Source organism: Ktedonobacteraceae bacterium (genome assembly GCA_035653615.1).
Lineage (GTDB): Bacteria > Chloroflexota > Ktedonobacteria > Ktedonobacterales > Ktedonobacteraceae > DASRBN01.
Map to the genome: position 1 here is coordinate 189,560 of DASRBN010000030.1, position 17,080 is coordinate 206,639.

The 17,080-nt window shown below is 53.4% G+C and carries 13 protein-coding genes and 3 riboswitches; of the genes, 7 read left to right on the top strand and 6 right to left on the bottom strand.

Annotated elements, in window-relative coordinates:
• Positions 1 to 6 precede the first annotated feature (6 nt).
• Positions 7 to 912: a WD40 repeat domain-containing protein gene (locus tag VFA09_15835; protein ID HZU68749.1), complete on the top strand. Its 906-nt coding sequence runs from the start codon at positions 7 to 9 to the stop codon at positions 910 to 912.
• Between the two features lie 11 nt (positions 913 to 923).
• On the opposite strand, the gene VFA09_15840 is transcribed toward VFA09_15835, so the two are convergent.
• Together VFA09_15840 and VFA09_15845 are read right to left on the bottom strand one after the other, a co-directional pair.
• Positions 924 to 1,346, bottom strand: a complete 423-nt coding sequence (locus tag VFA09_15840) for a universal stress protein (GenBank protein HZU68750.1) — start codon at positions 1,344 to 1,346, stop codon at positions 924 to 926.
• Positions 1,347 to 1,439: 93 nt separating this feature from the next.
• Positions 1,440 to 2,627 (bottom strand): cation:proton antiporter, encoded by a 1,188-nt coding sequence (locus tag VFA09_15845; GenBank protein ID HZU68751.1) that lies wholly within the window; start codon positions 2,625 to 2,627, stop codon positions 1,440 to 1,442.
• A gap of 84 nt (positions 2,628 to 2,711) precedes the next feature.
• A riboswitch (Fluoride riboswitch) is annotated at positions 2,712 to 2,797 on the bottom strand.
• Positions 2,798 to 3,369: 572 nt separating this feature from the next.
• Here VFA09_15845 and VFA09_15850 point away from each other — a divergent pair.
• A complete protein-coding gene (locus VFA09_15850) occupies positions 3,370 to 3,993 on the top strand; it encodes a hypothetical protein (GenBank protein HZU68752.1) in 624 nt (207 codons plus the stop codon).
• 35 nt (positions 3,994 to 4,028) lie between these two features.
• Positions 4,029 to 4,970 carry a hypothetical protein gene (locus VFA09_15855; GenBank protein HZU68753.1) on the top strand — a complete coding sequence of 314 codons (942 nt, stop codon included), beginning with the start codon at positions 4,029 to 4,031 and terminating at the stop codon, positions 4,968 to 4,970.
• 67 nt (positions 4,971 to 5,037) lie between these two features.
• Here the strand turns inward: VFA09_15855 and VFA09_15860 are convergent, their stop codons facing one another.
• Together VFA09_15860 and VFA09_15865 are read right to left on the bottom strand one after the other, a co-directional pair.
• Positions 5,038 to 5,346 (bottom strand): hypothetical protein, encoded by a 309-nt coding sequence (locus VFA09_15860; protein HZU68754.1) that lies wholly within the window; start codon positions 5,344 to 5,346, stop codon positions 5,038 to 5,040.
• Between the two features lie 104 nt (positions 5,347 to 5,450).
• Entirely contained in the window at positions 5,451 to 5,945 is a 495-nt protein-coding gene (locus VFA09_15865; protein ID HZU68755.1) for a HEAT repeat domain-containing protein, read from the bottom strand.
• A 228-nt stretch (positions 5,946 to 6,173) separates the two neighbouring features.
• Positions 6,174 to 6,235, top strand: a riboswitch (Fluoride riboswitch).
• Between the two features lie 103 nt (positions 6,236 to 6,338).
• On the opposite strand from VFA09_15865, the gene VFA09_15870 reads away from it, so the two are divergent.
• A complete protein-coding gene (locus tag VFA09_15870; protein ID HZU68756.1) occupies positions 6,339 to 6,800 on the top strand; it encodes a hypothetical protein in 462 nt (153 codons plus the stop codon).
• A 2-nt stretch (positions 6,801 to 6,802) separates the two neighbouring features.
• Here the strand turns inward: VFA09_15870 and VFA09_15875 are convergent, their stop codons facing one another.
• Entirely contained in the window at positions 6,803 to 9,517 is a 2,715-nt protein-coding gene (locus tag VFA09_15875; GenBank protein HZU68757.1) for an NACHT domain-containing protein, read from the bottom strand.
• A gap of 131 nt (positions 9,518 to 9,648) precedes the next feature.
• Positions 9,649 to 11,490: a dynamin family protein gene (locus VFA09_15880; GenBank protein ID HZU68758.1), complete on the bottom strand. Its 1,842-nt coding sequence runs from the start codon at positions 11,488 to 11,490 to the stop codon at positions 9,649 to 9,651.
• Between the two features lie 99 nt (positions 11,491 to 11,589).
• Positions 11,590 to 11,664, bottom strand: a riboswitch (Fluoride riboswitch).
• A 294-nt stretch (positions 11,665 to 11,958) separates the two neighbouring features.
• On the opposite strand from VFA09_15880, the gene VFA09_15885 reads away from it, so the two are divergent.
• From VFA09_15885 to VFA09_15895, 3 genes are all read left to right on the top strand, one after another.
• Entirely contained in the window at positions 11,959 to 13,494 is a 1,536-nt protein-coding gene (locus VFA09_15885; protein ID HZU68759.1) for a hypothetical protein, read from the top strand.
• On the top strand, positions 13,491 to 15,005 hold the full coding sequence (locus tag VFA09_15890) for a hypothetical protein (GenBank protein ID HZU68760.1): 1,515 nt from the start codon (positions 13,491 to 13,493) through the stop codon (positions 15,003 to 15,005). The genes VFA09_15885 and VFA09_15890 overlap by 4 nt, the downstream gene beginning before the upstream one ends.
• Before the next feature lie 333 nt (positions 15,006 to 15,338).
• Positions 15,339 to 17,057 (top strand): hypothetical protein, encoded by a 1,719-nt coding sequence (locus tag VFA09_15895; GenBank protein HZU68761.1) that lies wholly within the window; start codon positions 15,339 to 15,341, stop codon positions 17,055 to 17,057.
• The last annotated feature ends 23 nt before the right edge of the window (positions 17,058 to 17,080 follow it).

Below are 17,080 nucleotides of genomic sequence, written 5' to 3' on the forward strand. Positions count from 1 at the left end.
CTGAACATGGTAGAGCCTGGAACTACTCTGGTTGTCTATCACGGTCATTCTGAAAGAGTAGCTGCCCTGGCGTGGTCTCCCGATGGCAGGCACATCGCCTCGGGCTCCTGGGATAAGACGGTGCAGGTCTGGGAGGCCGCTACTGGAAAGCCTGTCTTCACCTATTACGGCCATTCCGAACGTGTCAATGCTGTAGCCTGGTCTCCTGCTGGAATATCTATTGTCTCAGGCTCCAGGGATACTACAGCGCAGGTCTGGGATGCAGCATCCGGCAGGAATCTCATCACTTATCGTGGGCATCCCAGCCCTGTCCTGGCCCTGGCATGGTCCCCCGATGGAACGCGCATCGCTTCCGGTTCCTGGGATGGTGTTGTGCAGGTCTGGGATGCCCATACTGGAAAGCCCATCCTCACGTATTATGGGCATTCCGAAAAGGTAACGACCGTAGCCTGGTCTCCTGATGGCAGGTACATCGCCTCTGGTAGCGAGGATCGCACCGTACAGGTGTGGGAGGTAGAACATGGAAAGCGCCTTTTCATGTATGGTGGGCACCGGGCCCAGGTAAACGCGCTATCCTGGGCCGCTGATAGCACGCATCTTGCCTCGGGCAGCCAAGACAAGACAGCGCAGGTCTGGCATGCCACTAGCGGACGCCCTGTTTGTACCTACCGTGGGCACCTCTGGAGTGTCAATGCCGTAGCCTGGTCGCCTGATGGTGCGCGCATTGCCTCTGGTAGTGACGATATGACGGTGCATATCTGGGACGCTTCAAATGCAACCAATCTCTTCATCTACCATGGTCATGCTCGTAGCCTGTATGCTTTTGTAGTAGCCGTGGCCTGGTCGCCTGATGGTGCGCGCATAGCCTCGGGCAACGAGGATTGGAAGGTACACGTCTGGACAGCGCCCTGATGATCCCAGATTCAGCGAACAAGTAGAACCGTGCAGGGGACATGCCGGCTCACCTTCTCGGCGGTTGTCCCCAGAAACATCATCCAGGCTCTGGAATGTCCACTACTGCCCAGCACCACCAGGTCGAATCCGCCTTCTCTGGTGAAGTCGACGATCGTGCGTGCTGCGTGACCGGCTCGAATCTCACTCCGTAGTTGAATGCCGAGCTTGAGCGCGCGCAGGTAGGCAACCGAGAGCGCTTCCTGATAGAAGCGATTGGCAAATTCCCTCGCCTCCTCTACCTCGTCAATAGTTGCGGCATAATGCGGCAGTCGCTCTTCGACGGCCAGCGCCCATAGCTCAGCGCCAGAAGCTTGAGTTAGTTCAAGGGCTACGTCTAATGCTCGCTTTGCCCCGGGCGAGCCATCGTAGGCCAACAAGATCTTGCGAAACATCTCATTTCTCTCCCCTTACAGTGTGGCAGGGTCGTTCATCGCTATCGATGTATTCGCCGGGAATAGCCTGTTGGCCTATGCTTTCCAGTATCCTTATCCTAACTCGGAGGTTACTTCCTCAGCCTCCTCAAGCATATCTGTTGCATCCTGAGATGAAGTCAGCTTTGCTTGCTTCGGGAGGAACCACGTCTGAGCGATAAAGGTAGGCACGATGGCTGAACCAATCACGACCGAGACCAGGATCGTGTATTGCGCCTGGTTGATAATGCCGTGTGTGAGTCCATACAGTGCTGAGATGCTGCCGAAGGTAAGACCAGTCGACATGAGCAATGTCGTATAGTTTCCTTCGCGTTTTGACATCTGGAAAGCACGTGTCAATGGCCAGATCCCGACGCATTTGGCGAGCATCTTGACCCCAAGCAACGCGATCACGAGCAGCAGCCCGGTAAGCAGGGCTGGCAGCGAAATCAAGGTTCCGGCTTTAATAAAGAAGAAAGGTGTCAACAGCGCGAAAGCGATGGTGCGCATACGATTGATGAGCACTTTATCGTGGCTGAAGACTCCGGCAATGACCAGGCCGATCAGGTAAGCGGGCAGGACAGCTTCGCTATTGGCGAGTGTCGCCATTCCTCCCAGGAAGAAGAGTACCACAAAGAGAAACTTCACCTCCAGTTCACTGACTCGTCCTCCAAACTTCGTGATAACCCAGCGCGTGATCGGTTGCAATTTCCAGAGGACGACAAGAAGGACTGCAACAAACACGGCCAGCCAGATAGTGAAACTGGCGAATAGCACCCCCAACGCAATGACCGTTCCAAGATCGTTGACGAAGCAGGCGGCAAGGATCAATTTTCCGAGTTCTGTATTGTTCAGCCCCGTCTCTACCATCACAGCATATACAACCGCTACGGAAGTCGTAGACAAGGCGATACCAGCAATTTCAGCGGCATGCAGGTTCCAATGTGTCACAAACAGAGCAAACGCAAATGCGCCCACAAATGGAAAGAGAAACCCAATCCCACCCATAGCCAGGCTAGGCTTGAGATGCTTTCGCAGCGAATCAGGATCGATTTCAGCGCCGGCAAGAAACGTCAAAAGGACGGACCCGAAACTGGCAAGAAAATCGATCCAGGGCGTGGTTTGAAAGTGAAGAAAGTTTCCACCAATCACCCCCAGACATATCTCGATCAAGGCGACCGAGATACCCACACGAATAGAAATGAGACTTGCGAGCAAGGCTATGCCCATCCAGGCAGCAGCAATAAACCAGATGTTCTCCACAAATTCCTCCTATGGCTTTCGATGAATCGCCCAGGTGGGAAAGAAAACAGGAAGCAAAAGAAAAGCTCCTGATTCACGCACCGGGCAGAATCAGGAGCCATTAGCATTGTCGCGGTTTGACCGGGAAAAAATTCCCTGCTGGTCAGGCGGACTCCATCGCCGTTTTGTTTTTAGACTACCAGAAGTATACAGCATCCCGGTGCTGTATGTCTAGCTGCCAAATTCCATCGTGGTACAGATGGTTGAGTGAAAATGTTCTCATTTTGAAATGGAACAGTTCCTTGCATACAATAGAAGTATGGGGTCAAGCTCTATCCTGACATGACACAGTTTTCATGAGGAAGGATAGAGCTTGACGAATTGCTTTGCAAATTGTTGCGCAAAAAAAGCTTCTACTGCTGTCACTCTACCGAAAGGTAGTATAGACAGAAAGTAGAAGCCATTAGCCGTAGCGGCTGTATGCGAGCCTCATCGCAAAACGCAATTCTTTACCTGAATGTAGTATACAAACTGGCATAGTGATCGTCAAGACCCCTCCGTACAACTTGACGCTGCTTGCACAGCATGGTATGGTTAGTGTGAGAACAGTACTTCATATAGCGATGAAGCTCGCGTGATTCGCCGTAACGAAACGGCTGATAGCTTCTACTCGGACAGGAAAACCACCTGTTGGATTATTGTCTGAGCAGAAGTTTTTTTCTGCTCACTTATGATCCAGCGACAGCGAAAGTGAGTGCAAGCAATGGATCAGCCAGATAATGCCGCGAAAAACACTGCCATCATTCAGGGAAGAGCCGTGCGTTCATGCGAACTGCGCCTGGAACGACGCTCAATGGATGCCAATGGGAGAGAACGTGTGGAATACATCTGTGGAGCAAGCGGGGGGCCTGAACAGGGATATATCTTAGCGGTTGCCGGAGATGATATCTCATCAATGGTGGCTATCTGCAACTCCTGCCCCATTCCCGACGCGCTCGCGGCTCCCCAGTCGTGTCTGACCCTGGTTCCAATCCGTCGTTTCTCTGCTGGAAAGCGCAGCCTGCCAGTAATTCAGGCTCATGTACAGCAAACCCAGGAAGATCAAGAGGACGTGCAAGCCGATGTCTTTTTCCCTTGCCGTTGGTTCTATACATTAGATGGACAAAATCAGCCACGGCATACCTATCGCTGCCGGGGCTGCCCATACTGGTTCCCGCGTCCTCCGCTTGAGCTTTTCACCGATTACTGGCCCATCACACAAAAGATGCTGCGTGTAGTAAACGGCGAAGAAATCATCGTAAGACCGCGTACCGGCTTTACCCCCTCGAACAGACAAACCACCAGCAAAACCTGGTGGCGGCGTCTCCTGCAAAAAATCTTCTTTTAACTGAAAACGACAGGGAAGACAGACGGTGAGCAATTATGACAAACGAAGAGGCGATGAGTTATCTTACTGCATCACTGCGTGAGGTTGCCCTGCTCCACTTGCAGCCGGGCGAAACAGTCTTGACAGCTATTTATACTCACCCTACCGATGCGCAAACCAGCAACAAATGGTTGTGGTTCACCTGGTATAAGCCGGTTCATCACCCGGCGCGGGCCTTTATCCTCACACCGCAGCGCGTGCTGGTCGTAGAGGACCCTACGGACCCCACCGTTTCTACTGCCGAGCGCCAGTACCTCTTTGCCTCCTGCCCGCTGGACCACATCATATTCTTCGAGATGCGTTCGCACCTGCTCGACTGTGCATTGACGCTTGTCATGGCGGGACCAACTGGCTTAGAGCGCGCCACCATCGATTATAATGGCGTCGCTGAGCATGCCTTCCTCGCAGCAGTGGCCTGCATGCGTGCCCTGATTGTTGGGCGGCCACTGCCACCCTACACCCGACCCGATGCAACCTATACCCGTGAGCGTTCAAACTCGATCAGCGATTGGCACGTGGCTCTCACCGGACTGCAACTGAGGCAGGAAAACGCCGTAATACATTACCTGGTGGCAGGCGAACAGGTGCGTGAATGGCTCAGTGTACCGGTAATCGACGAGAGCGTTTGGTGGCAACGATTCAGCATAGGGGCGCATGAACAGCCACCGACCGTCGTGGTACGCACTGATCGGCAAATTCTGCTGGTCAAGGAGGTGAAACGGGTAATACGCGGCCAGACCTCCTATGGAACCGAAGCCTGGCTTATGCCTCTGGAACGGTTGCAAGGAGCCAGAGCAGTCCTGGATCAACGCAATGAGGTCTGGCTGACCCTCAAACATATGGGGGTGACTGATGTAGTGCGTCTCCCACTTCCTACGGAGCTTACAGAACGTGCCTTAGCGCTCGTTACGCCGCCTCTTTTGAGAAGCGAACCGTGAAGTAACAGAGATGAAGAATACTGATTCCTTGCATCTCTCAACGCCTCTTATCGGGAGAAGCATGCCACTACTTCCAGGTCAGGCATTTGAACTCATCACAGACCAGGTCTACTGATAGAGAGCCTGATATTTGTACAATGTGTTCGTCGAACACTTCTTGCGCCAACGTCAGTACCTTGTCGATATATTCTAGCGTGTAGCGGGACGTCTGAAAGGCCTCACTCCACGCTTCTAAGGAGAGGTCGCCTCCTTTTTGCAGGCAATATAAGATCTGCCGTAAAAGTTCTGTTTTCAGCAAAGCTGCTTTCAGATACTCATTCATTGCTATCTCTGTTGCGCCAGCAGTTCCTACCTGCTTTTGCGGTGTTTCCTGCATGATCTTCTTCCTTTCGAGAACGAACGAGTTGCACGTCAGTACAGCAACCACTAAGGAATAGCTTATGAAAGCAAACTGCCATCGCATCAACAGTACCCGACCGGTCAATAATACAGTGACCGGAGTTTTTCAAGAGCGTTTTTAATCTCTTGCTCCACCCGTTTAGTGACAACTGGAGGACTCTTGAGTACTTCAAGCGCTTCCCAGCACCCCTTACGGGCGAGTGCTGCCAGCACCTCGACGATAGTCAGTGCTACCACAAGCCCACGAGGCTGAGCCAGCCGTTTTGTGAGTGCATCGACGGCCTGGCAATTTCCAAGTTCTCCCAGGGCTTTGCAGATAGCACAGAGTACCCCTATGTCGGTTTCTTCGGAGAAACGTGACATCAGGAAAGGAATGGCCTGCCTTTCTCGACGTTGTCCTAGCAAGATGGCCGCCAGTTCGCGCGTTTCAGGGATAGGATGCTGGAGCGCCCAGAGCAGTTTCTGATCAAAGAAGACCGGTTCATTTTGAGCAAACGATTCATTACATTGTTCACAGGTGGTCGCGTCGATCACATTCGCGGCCCAGCATTTGGGACAGAACTGCACGAGCGCCATAGATTTCTCCCTTTCGACTATATGCCCATAAAAAAAGCTTCTATAACACGCAAGACCGTGTTATAGAAGCTATCAACCCCGCGGGGTATCTTTCAAGGGCGAGCTTCATCACCCCTACTTATCTCTCTAGGAGTATAGCATATTTTCAGTAGTTACTGCTAGAATTCATCCTTGTGTCCTTGTGTTTTTCTGGACTCAGCAAAACAGATGTGATATACTTCCGAATAGAAAGAAAGCGGCGATGAAGCTCGCCCAACAAATGCCGCAAGGCTGATAGCTTCTATAACGCTTACCAGAGCGTTATAGAAGTTTTTTTATCTCAAGAGGATGAGGGGAAAGGGTTCTACGAAAAACGATGAATTCAGTACGGCCAATAGGAAGCGAGGCATTTGTATGCTTCAGGTAGATATTCCGCATTGGAGAGTTATCCAGCTTCAACACGCAGTATTTGACATCAATGGAACGCTGGCCATCGATGGAAACCCTTTTCCTGGGGTCAGGGATCGCCTTGGACAACTGGCCAACCACCTGACGCTCCATGCGTTGACGGCAGGGACTCATGGGAATATAGCCGAACTGCAGCAACTCCTGGATATTCCCATTCGCATTATCGGACTGGGAGAAGAGAAAGCGCGCTACGTGCAACAACTTGGTGCCGGGCATGTGGTCGCCATCGGCAATGGGAGAAACGATACCGGCATGCTTCGTGCAGCAGCTCTTGGCATAGCCATAGTAGCAGGGGAAGGGGCAGCAGCGGCAGCTTTGCAGGCGGCCGATATTATAGCATTGGGGCCAGTTGATGCGATTGATTTGTTGCTCAATCCAAAAAGGCTCATCGCCACGTTGCGCGGGTAGGTTCAGTCCAAATACGAGCCGGCCCCGGAGGTCCGTTCTTTTATCAGGAGAATTCCCTCCCAGGCGGGAACCTGCCCTTGCCGCCGTAGTTCAAGGATCAGCAGGGTCAGATAGAGATCCAGATAACCGGCAATGGCTTGCTCAAACGCCGCGCTATCCAGGTCGGCATAGTCCTTTCCCCAGAGATAGTGCTGAAACCACCTGGTTACATCCACTGAGAAGAGAAATTGCCCCAATTTGCTCAAGAAGCATGCCATGTGCAGTGTACATGAACGAAGTGCTGCCATCAATCGTATCCTGCCGTCATCGGAATGCAAGTTATCCTCTGCCTTTCGCATAGCGAGAGTATTACTTCTTCCACCGCGTTCAAGCGCCCGCTCAAGTAGAGCCAGCAGATGATGGCTCAGGTCGCTGGCACTCACGAGCAGGCCGGCCAGATCACGCACGTGTGTAAATATCTTTGTTCGCTCACCGGCAGTCGTTGTCCCACTCAGATCGCCTACCAGTGCCCTATGCAGATCGCTGGTATGAGCCAGAGCAAGAACTTGCAAGCGCTCAAGAACGGCGGCCAGAGTATGAGCAAGCGCGAATGACTGCTCAAGATCGCATCCCGTCAGGCGCTCGCGGGCCAGCAACAGGTGGGGAACCAGGTCTCGCTCAAGATCGCACGCAAGAAGGCGCGTCAGTTGATGAGCCAGACCTAGTGGACGAGCGAAGCCAGCAAGATCAGCGGAATGACGCGACCAGTCGCGAGCAACAAGCTCCTGCATTGTACTGTCCATCCTGGCCAGCATGGGTGGAAGGCTACCTTTCCACGTGGCGCCCGATTCCATATCAATCCAACAACCGCTACCTCCCGGAAGCACTGGTGTACCGAGGCAGGCTTCGCGATCTGCCGGCTCGTTCCACTCATCCGCGTTAGGGAGACGGTACTGCCATCCTTCCTGATCCTGTTCGGTCAACCAGCGGCAGAAGGCCCGTGCATCAGAAGCACGTACCCCAAGAACAACTCCGCGGCCCTGCCCCTCCGGCACAGATATCGATTCCCAATGATCTGGCTGGAAGAAACGTCCATAGAGGCGTTGGGCTTCGAGAAATAGCTGATATTCCGTGCAGGTCAGCAGCGAGCTATCCCTATAGCTTCCGTCCCTCAGAGCAATCATAGCATGCAAGCGCTTTCTCAGCCATATCTCCGCTGCTGTCTGTCGTTTTGCCGGATCAGGAGCATCCAGATGCTCCTCTATCAGGCGTTCACAGCGTGCATGCAGAGTAGGCTCAAGGACAGAACGGTGGTGTTCCAGGCAGTGACCGATCAGCGCAAGAACAGAGGCCGGAGTACCGGGATAGTCCAGGCAAGATTGAAGCAAGGAGTGGGCATCAGCCTGGGTACAAAAGAACCGGATGGTCTCATGCCACCAGCTATTGCCAATCTCATTCGCCAGAACCTGTTCCAGGCCGTGTTCTCTGGCATACCAGGCCGCAAAATACTCCTGGACGGCCCGGTGTGTAAAGCGATACCGCTGCCCCTCGCACCACAGAAGGACAGCGCCGCAGGCGCTGATCAGATCCAGGAATGTGCCAGCATGCGGGAAAAGAGAGTCCTGGGCGCTGTACTGAGCAAGAAGATGTTGGGCTTCGCCGGCGGAGATCTCCCTTTTCCCCGCCTCAAGCGCTGACCAGGCAAGAAGTCCCAGGACCTTTTGTAGCTGAGTGACACTACATTCCCACGTGCCGCTCAGCCCTTGTAGCTGATCCTGGAGAACGTATAGGATCTCCATAGCCAGTTGTTCCCATTGTGCTGGAAGCACCTGTCGATACTGATACACAGACAGCAGGAGTAGCAGATGAAGCGGATTGGAAGCAAAAGCGCGTAAGGATGGCGTAGCGCGAAGTTGCTCCAGTAACCCCTGCATCCGGCCTTGCCTGGAAGCTCGTAAAGGCTCTTTGCCCCAGGAATGGCCAGCCACATTGACATGAAACCATTGTTGCGTATACTGTTCGATCTGTTCCATGCTGAACGGGCAGATTTCCACAACTCCCGCCTGATCCACCAGCGTCTCATAGCCCTCCAGAGAACGTAGAGTCACGAAGAATCGATTCCGCCGGTACAGAGACATTTGTTGCTGTACCCAGGTGGTCATCTGCTTGCGCGTATGTTGGTCAGCAACGGCATCCAACCCGTCGAGCAAAATGACGCATTGAGCCGCGGCTACCACCTCTTCTACCCATGGTCGTGGCACTGTTTGATGCCACCATTCCTGCATCTGTTCGCAGATGGCATCAACGAGTGAAAAATCGTTGAGGCTTTCTACCAGAGAGGCATAGGCAGGCAGGGAGAGAAAAACAGGCAGCAGTTTGGGAGTGCCTCGTTGATGTATATCGTGCTTGCTGGCTAGAAGCGAGGCAGCATGGTGTAACAGAGTTGTCTTGCCGCTACCTGGCGCGCCAACGATCAGCCAATGCCGGATGCCAGATGATGCGGAAAGAAGCAATGTCCGAAGAGGCTGCCTCCCCATATAGTTCGACCCAGTTACCTCATCAGTTTCAGAGATGAAGCGCGGTACCGACTTCAAAGTGAGCTTAGGCTCGATAAAGATGGGCGCGAGTGCGAGCCGATCTCGTCTCCATATGTGCAGGAGACCTACTTTGATCGACTTCTTTCTTTGTCCTATGCTCATCTGTCGCCGGTAGCGTTGCCAGAACTTTCTTTGCTTCATCCCTGTTCCTCGTTGCCAGCCTGGACTCGATGCCTCTATCTGCTCCAGCTTCTCTCACCTCAGAAAACCGGTCATACATAAAAGAACATATATTGCGAGCAGGACACATACGTCCCCTAAACTTATCGCCGCTACACGGTTCTTTGATCGGCCATCAGCACACCACCGCGTGCTGCGCGCTCGCCTACCATGAGAACCAGGGCGCGCCGCCATGCATTTGACTCTTCCTGATTCAAGAGCCCACGACGCAGCGCGTCGCGTTTAAGTGTATAGCTATGCAAATCGTCGACAAGATTTTCGAGCCTTCGCACTTGCTCGCGCAGCAAAAACTCGGCGGCTGCGCGGCTCTCGATGGCTCTGATGCGGTTGTCTTCCGAGTGAGCGAGCGCGACCTGCAAATGGTGAAGGCAAAGCCCCGCCGAGGATGTGTAGTCTTCACGGCCTTCAGCAGTGGCCAGATGTGCGAGAAGTTGCTCAACCTGTACAGAGACCGTCTCGCGCATGAGACGGCATGCTGCGCACGACCCGGTACTCGCCAGAAGCTTCTCGACGTGCGCAGCTATGTCCTCAACTCTGGACTCGAGCAGACGTGCCAGCTCACGTGCCAGCGACTCTAAGAGTGGCGCGTACCCCTCACTGATCCCTTGTGGCGATGCCATCTCTTCCAACTGCCAGGTATGGACGGGGCACAGTCCATGCTCAATCGCGAAAGCCTGTTGGGCGGCAGGGTTCGTGGCAAGTAGATACTGCCATTTGGCGAAGAACGCGAACAGTACCTGCCCCAAAGTGGTACAGATCAGACAGGTGCCCGCACGGCTATGTGCCTGCCTGCGGCCAGCCTCTTGCATTGAAGATTGGCTCGCGGCAATTGCCTGCTCAATGACATGTGGATCAGCGGCTACCGGTTCTACTACCCTATGCACTGTAGCGAGCGGCGTTCCGATCAGTAGCGAGTTGCGCAAGGATTCCATGGACCGGCGTAACTCGACTATGTTCTGCTGGGACTCGCCATTGGTTCGGGGAGTGACGGGCGTGGGGTTTTCTGAAGCCAGAAGGAGCAAGGCCCGATCCAGGATAGAGACGAGAAAGGTACGTCCCTGTGCTCCGGCGAGAAATGTTGCCAGCGCCTGTTCGAAGTACGCAAGTCCGCTACGCTGGATGCCCACATCGTCGTGGGTCAGTTTCGCTTTGAGACCATCGCGAGCTGAGAGGGGAAAGAGATGTATTGCTCCCGTCCCCAAAAGCTGCTCCATGTGTGTTTGAATGTAGCCGAGTACTTCCTCGCGTTCCGTTTCACCGAGCAGGTCTATCTTATTCACCACGATGAACAATTGGCGCACCTGACCCCGAATGTCGAGAAGGAAGCGTTCCTCTGCTTCTGACAGCGGCGCCTCGACGCTCGTCACGAAGATGACTGCTGCCATTTGCGGAAGAAAGGCATAGGTGGTGGCGGTGTTCTCTTGCCGCGCTGAGCCGATGCCGGGAGTATCGATGAAGTGCAGGCCGCGCCGCAGAAACGGCAGCGGCAACTCAATGCGTGCTTCGATCAGCCCTTTCTCATTACCGGGATTGCCACGCTCGGTGATATATTCAGCCAGTTCCGTCATTGGAACCTCTTGCTCCAATGTCCATCCCTTGCGACGCAGCACCACCCGTTCTTTCGACCCATAGCAAAGTGTGGTGATCGCCGACGTTAAGGGCAGCAGTCCTGTCGGCAATAAATCGCTCCCCAACACCGCGTTCATCAAGGTACTCTTGCCACGCTTGAACTGGCCGACAACCGCCAGGTTGAAACGGTCTTCCGCAAGCTGAACCACCAGTTCCTGGCAACGCTCGACCTCTTCTTGCGCGCCATGTTCCTGGAAAAATTGCTTGGTGGCACGAACTGCTGCAGCCACTTCCTGCTTGACAAGCGTGTAGTGCCGTAGGGAGTCTTCCTCATCTGTACTAGTGCCTGGCAATACTCGCTCCACAGTATCACCCTCCTCCATAAACAAGAATCATTGCCTGCGTTTCTCGCGATAGGTTCTGAGAGGAGGAGCAACAAAAAAGCTCCTACCACCGCCTTCCTGCGCGAGGTAGAAGCCATTAGCCGCATACATATCTGGCTTGCGGCAATTTGGGCGAGCTTCATCGCCATGCGGGTTAAACCGCTCCTGGACTATTATTGTAGCACCTGTGAGCAATTTGCGTCAACGCCCAGTTTTCCCTTGACGTTCATAACGAGCGTTTCGTATACTATAACAAAAGACCATGATCCTGCGATGAGGCTCGCACAATGCCGCAAGGCTAATAGCTTCTACGCGCTGCTCAGCATCCTGTATTGCTGGTGCCAGCGGTAGAAGTTTTTTTATGTCCGCGAATCGCGGGTCAACCATCAGGGCCGTATCTTGCTAGCAGCAGAACGCAAATGCTCGTATAGCGGCCCAGGAGTTTCTACCATGACTTTCTCTAGCATTCTGTTTCAAAGAACTGAGGACGGCAGAAAAGCGGAAGCAGTTAAAAGGCCCGACTTTTTTGTTGATTTGAATCTCGATCAAATTATCGGTGTCATCATAGCTGGTAAAGAGGAATACAAGTTACAGCCCTTTTTCTCTACTCCCCTGCACGATATTGGCGCCATCACCTATCGTCATGAGATCATGCGCGATCTCGAAAATACGACGCTGTTTGGGCATATACAAGCATTTGCCCAAAAAATGCGTGCCATGCGCGAACACCTGACACGAGTAGAGAAGCTGCACTACCACTATCAGAAGGAACGCTGGTTTCTGGAAGCAGTCCAGATGTACTGTGATGCCGTAGCCGGCCTCGCCCACGATCTGTCCCTGGTCGAGCTACAATCGAGCGGTTTTCTGGCTTTTCGAGACTATGTGACGAACTATGCCAGTTCTGGCCCTTTTACGTCACTTCAGGCAGAAACAAGGAAGCTTCTGGCAGATCTATCGGCAGTAAAATACTGCCTGCTTATCAGGGGCAATAGTGTCAAAGTTCGCAAATACGATGCTGAGAGCGATTATAGCCTGGATGTCGAGGAAACCTTCGCCAAGTTCAAGCAGGGAGCGGTCAAAGATTATCGTGTTGCGTTTAAGCACTGGCAGGAGATGGATCATGTGGAAGCGCAAATCCTTGATCTGGTAGCCAGATTGTATCCCGATATCTTTGGCCACCTCGATGATTACTGCATCAGCAACAGGAAGTACCTGGATGAAACAATCGGTCGCTTTGACCGGGAAGTGCAATTTTATATCGCTTACCTGGAATATATCGCGCGTTTCAAACACAGTGGGTTGAACTTCTGCTACCCGCGTATTTCGGCTACATCGAAGGATGTCCGTGCCTCTGAAAGCTTTGATGTCGCCCTGGCCTATAAACTCATGAAAGAACGCTCGCCGGTGGTCTGCAATGATTTTGCGTTACAAGGAAAGGAGCGTATCATCGTTGTCACCGGCCCCAACCAGGGTGGCAAGACCACCTTTGCCCGCACCTTCGGGCAACTGCATTACCTGGCGAGCCTGGGCTGTCCCGTTCCAGGCCGGGAAGCGCAGCTTTTTCTCTTTGACCGACTCTTTACGCATTTTGAAAAGGAAGAAACCATCAAAGACCTGCGTGGTAAGCTAGAGGATGACCTGGTAAGGATTCATCGCATTTTAGATCAGGCAACCTCCAATAGCATTGTCATTTTGAATGAAATGTTCAACTCCACTACGCTGGATGACGCCTTGTTTTTGAGCAAAAAAATCATGGAAGAGGTACTTCGCCTCGATCTGCTATGTGTATGGGTCACGTTTATTGACGAACTGGCGTCGTTCAGTGAGAAAGTTGTCAGTATGGTCAGTACGGTGGTTCCCGACAATCCTGCGCAGCGCACGTTTAAAATCGTCAGAAAACCCGCCGACGGACTGGCCTATGCGCTGGCTATTGCCGAAAAATACCGGCTGACCTATACCAGTGTCAAGGAGCGCATACACGCATGAAAGCCTTCCTGCTCTATAGAGATCGCGATTTTGACATCCAGCGGCCATTGCCACCGAACGCACCGGCGCTCGTACAAGACCTGGAATTAAGCACCCTGTTCAAGGCCATGGCCCTTGGAGATACGTTTTTATTCGACGTGGTACAGAAAGTGATGCTCAACAGTCTCACCGACCTGGACGCGATCCGCTATCGCCAGGATATCCTGCAGGACTGCCTGAAAAACGCACCTATTATCCGGGAAATCTATACGCTTGCCATAGAAGCAATTGAGGGGGAGAGAAAAAATTATCTTGGCCTGCTGACCAATTATCCTTCCTGGGTTCTGAGTCGCTCGATTGAAGTACTCAAGATGTTTGTGGAACTGCTAAGAAAGCTCAGGCAGCTTGCCGGAGAACACGTGGCCCGCTTCGAGTCAGAGGGATTTACCACATTTTTCGCTATGCTGCAACGAGAACTGAGCGAGGATTATCTTGCCAGCGTCCAGGAGCATCTGCGGGCATTGAAATTCCCTCATGGAGCTCTGATCAGCGCCGAACTGGGGCAGGGCAACAAAGGTACCAATTACACCCTGCGCAAGCCGCCAGATCAGAAACAGAACTGGGTCGAGCGAATCTTCGCGGAAAAACCAACTACCTATGGCTTCACGATTGATGACCGTGATGAAAGCGGTTCCAGGGCATTATCAGACTTAAAAGATCGGGGGTTCAACCTGGCGGCCAATGCGCTCGCCCAGTCCGTAGATCACGTACTCAGCTTTTTTCAGATGGTGAAGACTGAATTGGCTTTCTACCTGGGTTGTATGAATCTCTATGCGCAACTTACCCAGATGGGTGAGCCGGTATGCTTCCCGGTGCCCCTGGCTGCCGGCGAACGCAGTCATGTCTTCCAGGGTTTGTACGATGCCTGCCTGGCGCTTACTATGAAACAAACGGTGGTAGGGAATGACCTGGAAGCCGCGGGAAAAGACCTCGTCATCATCACCGGGGCCAACCAGGGCGGCAAATCGACGTTTTTGCGCAGCATTGGCCTGGCGCAAGTGATGATGCAATCTGGCATCTTTGTTCCTGCTGAGTCTTTCAGTGCCAATGTCTGCGCAGCCCTGTTTACACACTACAAACGTAAAGAAGATGCCAGCATGAAAAGCGGCAAGCTGGATGAAGAACTGAGCAGGATGAGCGCGATCATCGACATGATCACGCCCAATGCCATGGTGCTGCTAAATGAATCATTTGCCGCGACCAATGAAAGAGAAGGTTCAGAGATCGCGCGGCAGATCGTAAGCGCGTTAGTGGAGAGGCGCGTAGAGGTATTCTTCGTGACGCACTTATACGAATTTGCGCATGGCTTTTACCAACAACGAAAAGGGAATGTCCTGTTCCTGCGGGCTGATCGACAAGCCGATGGCAGGCGGACGTTTAAATTAATCGAGGGAGAACCACTTCAGACCAGCTTTGGCGAGGATGTGTATCACAAGGTATTCGGAACAGCGAACTTGTCAGATTTCTCTTGACGTTGCCGGTGAGAGTTTCGTATACTATGAGGGAAGAGAAGAACACGATCCTGCGATGAGGCTCGCACAATGCCGCAAGGCTAATGGCTTCTACGCGCTGCTCAGCATAGTAAGTGCCGGCAGCGGTAGAAGTTTTTTTTGTGTCCGCAAGTCACAGGTCGGTTCGCAGAGCCGCATCCTAACCACCGAGTTTGAGCCATTAAAGGGGGATGCGACTCTGATCTCCTCCTACTTCTTACGGACTGATTGATTATAGCATGTAAGGGATGGACAAACCAGGAGGAGATGGGAGGGAGGGAGTATGCGAAAAGAGGAGGCGAAGATCAGCAATAGATGAGCAAGCATGACGAACTACACGAGGAGAAACAGCCGCGCCAGGAGGGGCAAAAGGTCGCTCAGCATATAGAGATCGAGGTGCGCGTCCGCCGGCCACGCTGTGATTGTCCCATCTACGAATGGGATCGCGAGCTTGAATGCATGCGCTTGAGCGGTGTCTATCGCGCGGAGCCAGGATTGCCTGCCGACCTCGCCACGCTCAGGTTGGAGGAGCAGTTGGACGTACCCGTCCTTTTACTGACCACCTATAGTTCTCCTCCTGAAACGATCGTGCGCGCCCGGCTCATTGGTGCGCTCCATTACATACCCGCCGGGGAAGCGCAGGCAACAGGACTACCGCTGGAAAACTCGGTCTGTATCGCCGCCACCTTGGTAGATACATCCCTATCCGGTTACTGCTCGCTAGAAATGCTACCCGCCTCACAACTTGCTTCCCTGAAGGCATATGTGCAAACAACAGGAGGCGAGGAGTTGCCGCAGGATGCTGTAACGATTGATATGCACAATGCGGAAGCCGCGGCCAGTTTGCTCCGCGAGACACGCCTGGCGCTGAAGAGAGAGCGACGTATGCAGCCGAAAGGCAAGCGCTGGTTCAAACGCGAGGAGGAAGAGCGACCGGTCGCATGGCGCGCTATCGAAGGATTATCAGAGGCGCTGCGCCTGCAAGTGCAGAAAGATGCCCTGCTGCAAGATTCCGGAACTGGCCCGCATGCCCAGGCCGAACACCTGATTCGTTTTGTACACCAGCGCTTTCAGCAGGCGCTGTCCGACCTCTTGCTTGACGATGAGCGCCTGCTGGCATTTGTGGAACGTCCCCTGTTGCGCCATCGTACCGGCTGGTTGGGGATACAGACCTGGCGCTCCAATGAAGGCATCTTGCTTGTCACGGACCGGCAGGTACTCTGGCTGCGCGACTTTCTCTCGCCGGGTAACAACTTCTTGTCTGGAGGGTACATTGCGCATACAGCTCCTTTAGAGCGGTTAGAGCGTATTATCGTCCTGCCCGCCGGCGATGCTCCCCCTGAACTTGCGCCACGCATGGAAACAAAGGATTCGCCCTATATGCGCCTGGTGATGGAGGTAGCCTGCTCTTGCGGCAGCGAACTCTTTGTCGTTGAGTTTCCGCAGCAACCCGAGCTAGAAAAAGCCCTGGCCAGCATCACGAGCATCTTGCGCGCCTTTCTGCCACGACCAGACGGATATGAGGACCGGCGTGTGCGCAGCCTGCCGCAGGTCGAACCATGGTTGCCCCTGGGCTCTGAAGCTGAGCAACTGGAAGGATTGGGTGGAATAGTTCCAGCATCTATTACGCAGCCCCTCGAACAGCGGTTGGCCCGCCTGCTAGATACAGCGGGAGAGGAACTTTTAGCCTCGGCCCTGGTTCCCGCGCTTGAAGACTATACCAGCCCACCACGCCTGGTTGCGCTGACACGCAAGGCTCTGCTTGTCATCGAACAACCACAGGAGAAGCATCGCCCTTTCATCTCTGGACGACCAGGTCAACACGAGCATGTGCGGCGCTACGAAGTGGTCTCTGTCTCCTCTGCGCAGCTTCGCTATTCGTTAGTAGGCTCGAGTCTGAGCATCTTTGTACCCGGCTCGGATGGACACGTGCAGCAACAGGTCGTTCCTTTCCACAGCCCGGCAATTGCCCGCTTTCTGCCGCTCTTTACCAGACTGCGGCTGCTCTTGAGCGAACCATATCAATTGCATTAAGTACATTCTTAATACACGATAGA

Coding starts and splice junctions, on each gene's coding strand:
- VFA09_15835 (HZU68749.1), top strand. CDS start 7: ATGGTAGAGCCTGGAACTACTCTGGTTGTCTATCACGGTCATTCTGAA.
- VFA09_15840 (HZU68750.1), bottom strand. CDS start 1,346: ATGTTTCGCAAGATCTTGTTGGCCTACGATGGCTCGCCCGGGGCAAAG.
- VFA09_15850 (HZU68752.1), top strand. CDS start 3,370: ATGGATCAGCCAGATAATGCCGCGAAAAACACTGCCATCATTCAGGGA.
- VFA09_15855 (HZU68753.1), top strand. CDS start 4,029: ATGACAAACGAAGAGGCGATGAGTTATCTTACTGCATCACTGCGTGAG.
- VFA09_15860 (HZU68754.1), bottom strand. CDS start 5,346: ATGCAGGAAACACCGCAAAAGCAGGTAGGAACTGCTGGCGCAACAGAG.
- VFA09_15865 (HZU68755.1), bottom strand. CDS start 5,945: ATGGCGCTCGTGCAGTTCTGTCCCAAATGCTGGGCCGCGAATGTGATC.
- VFA09_15870 (HZU68756.1), top strand. CDS start 6,339: ATGCTTCAGGTAGATATTCCGCATTGGAGAGTTATCCAGCTTCAACAC.
- VFA09_15875 (HZU68757.1), bottom strand. CDS start 9,517: ATGAAGCAAAGAAAGTTCTGGCAACGCTACCGGCGACAGATGAGCATA.
- VFA09_15885 (HZU68759.1), top strand. CDS start 11,959: ATGACTTTCTCTAGCATTCTGTTTCAAAGAACTGAGGACGGCAGAAAA.
- VFA09_15890 (HZU68760.1), top strand. CDS start 13,491: ATGAAAGCCTTCCTGCTCTATAGAGATCGCGATTTTGACATCCAGCGG.
- VFA09_15895 (HZU68761.1), top strand. CDS start 15,339: ATGAGCAAGCATGACGAACTACACGAGGAGAAACAGCCGCGCCAGGAG.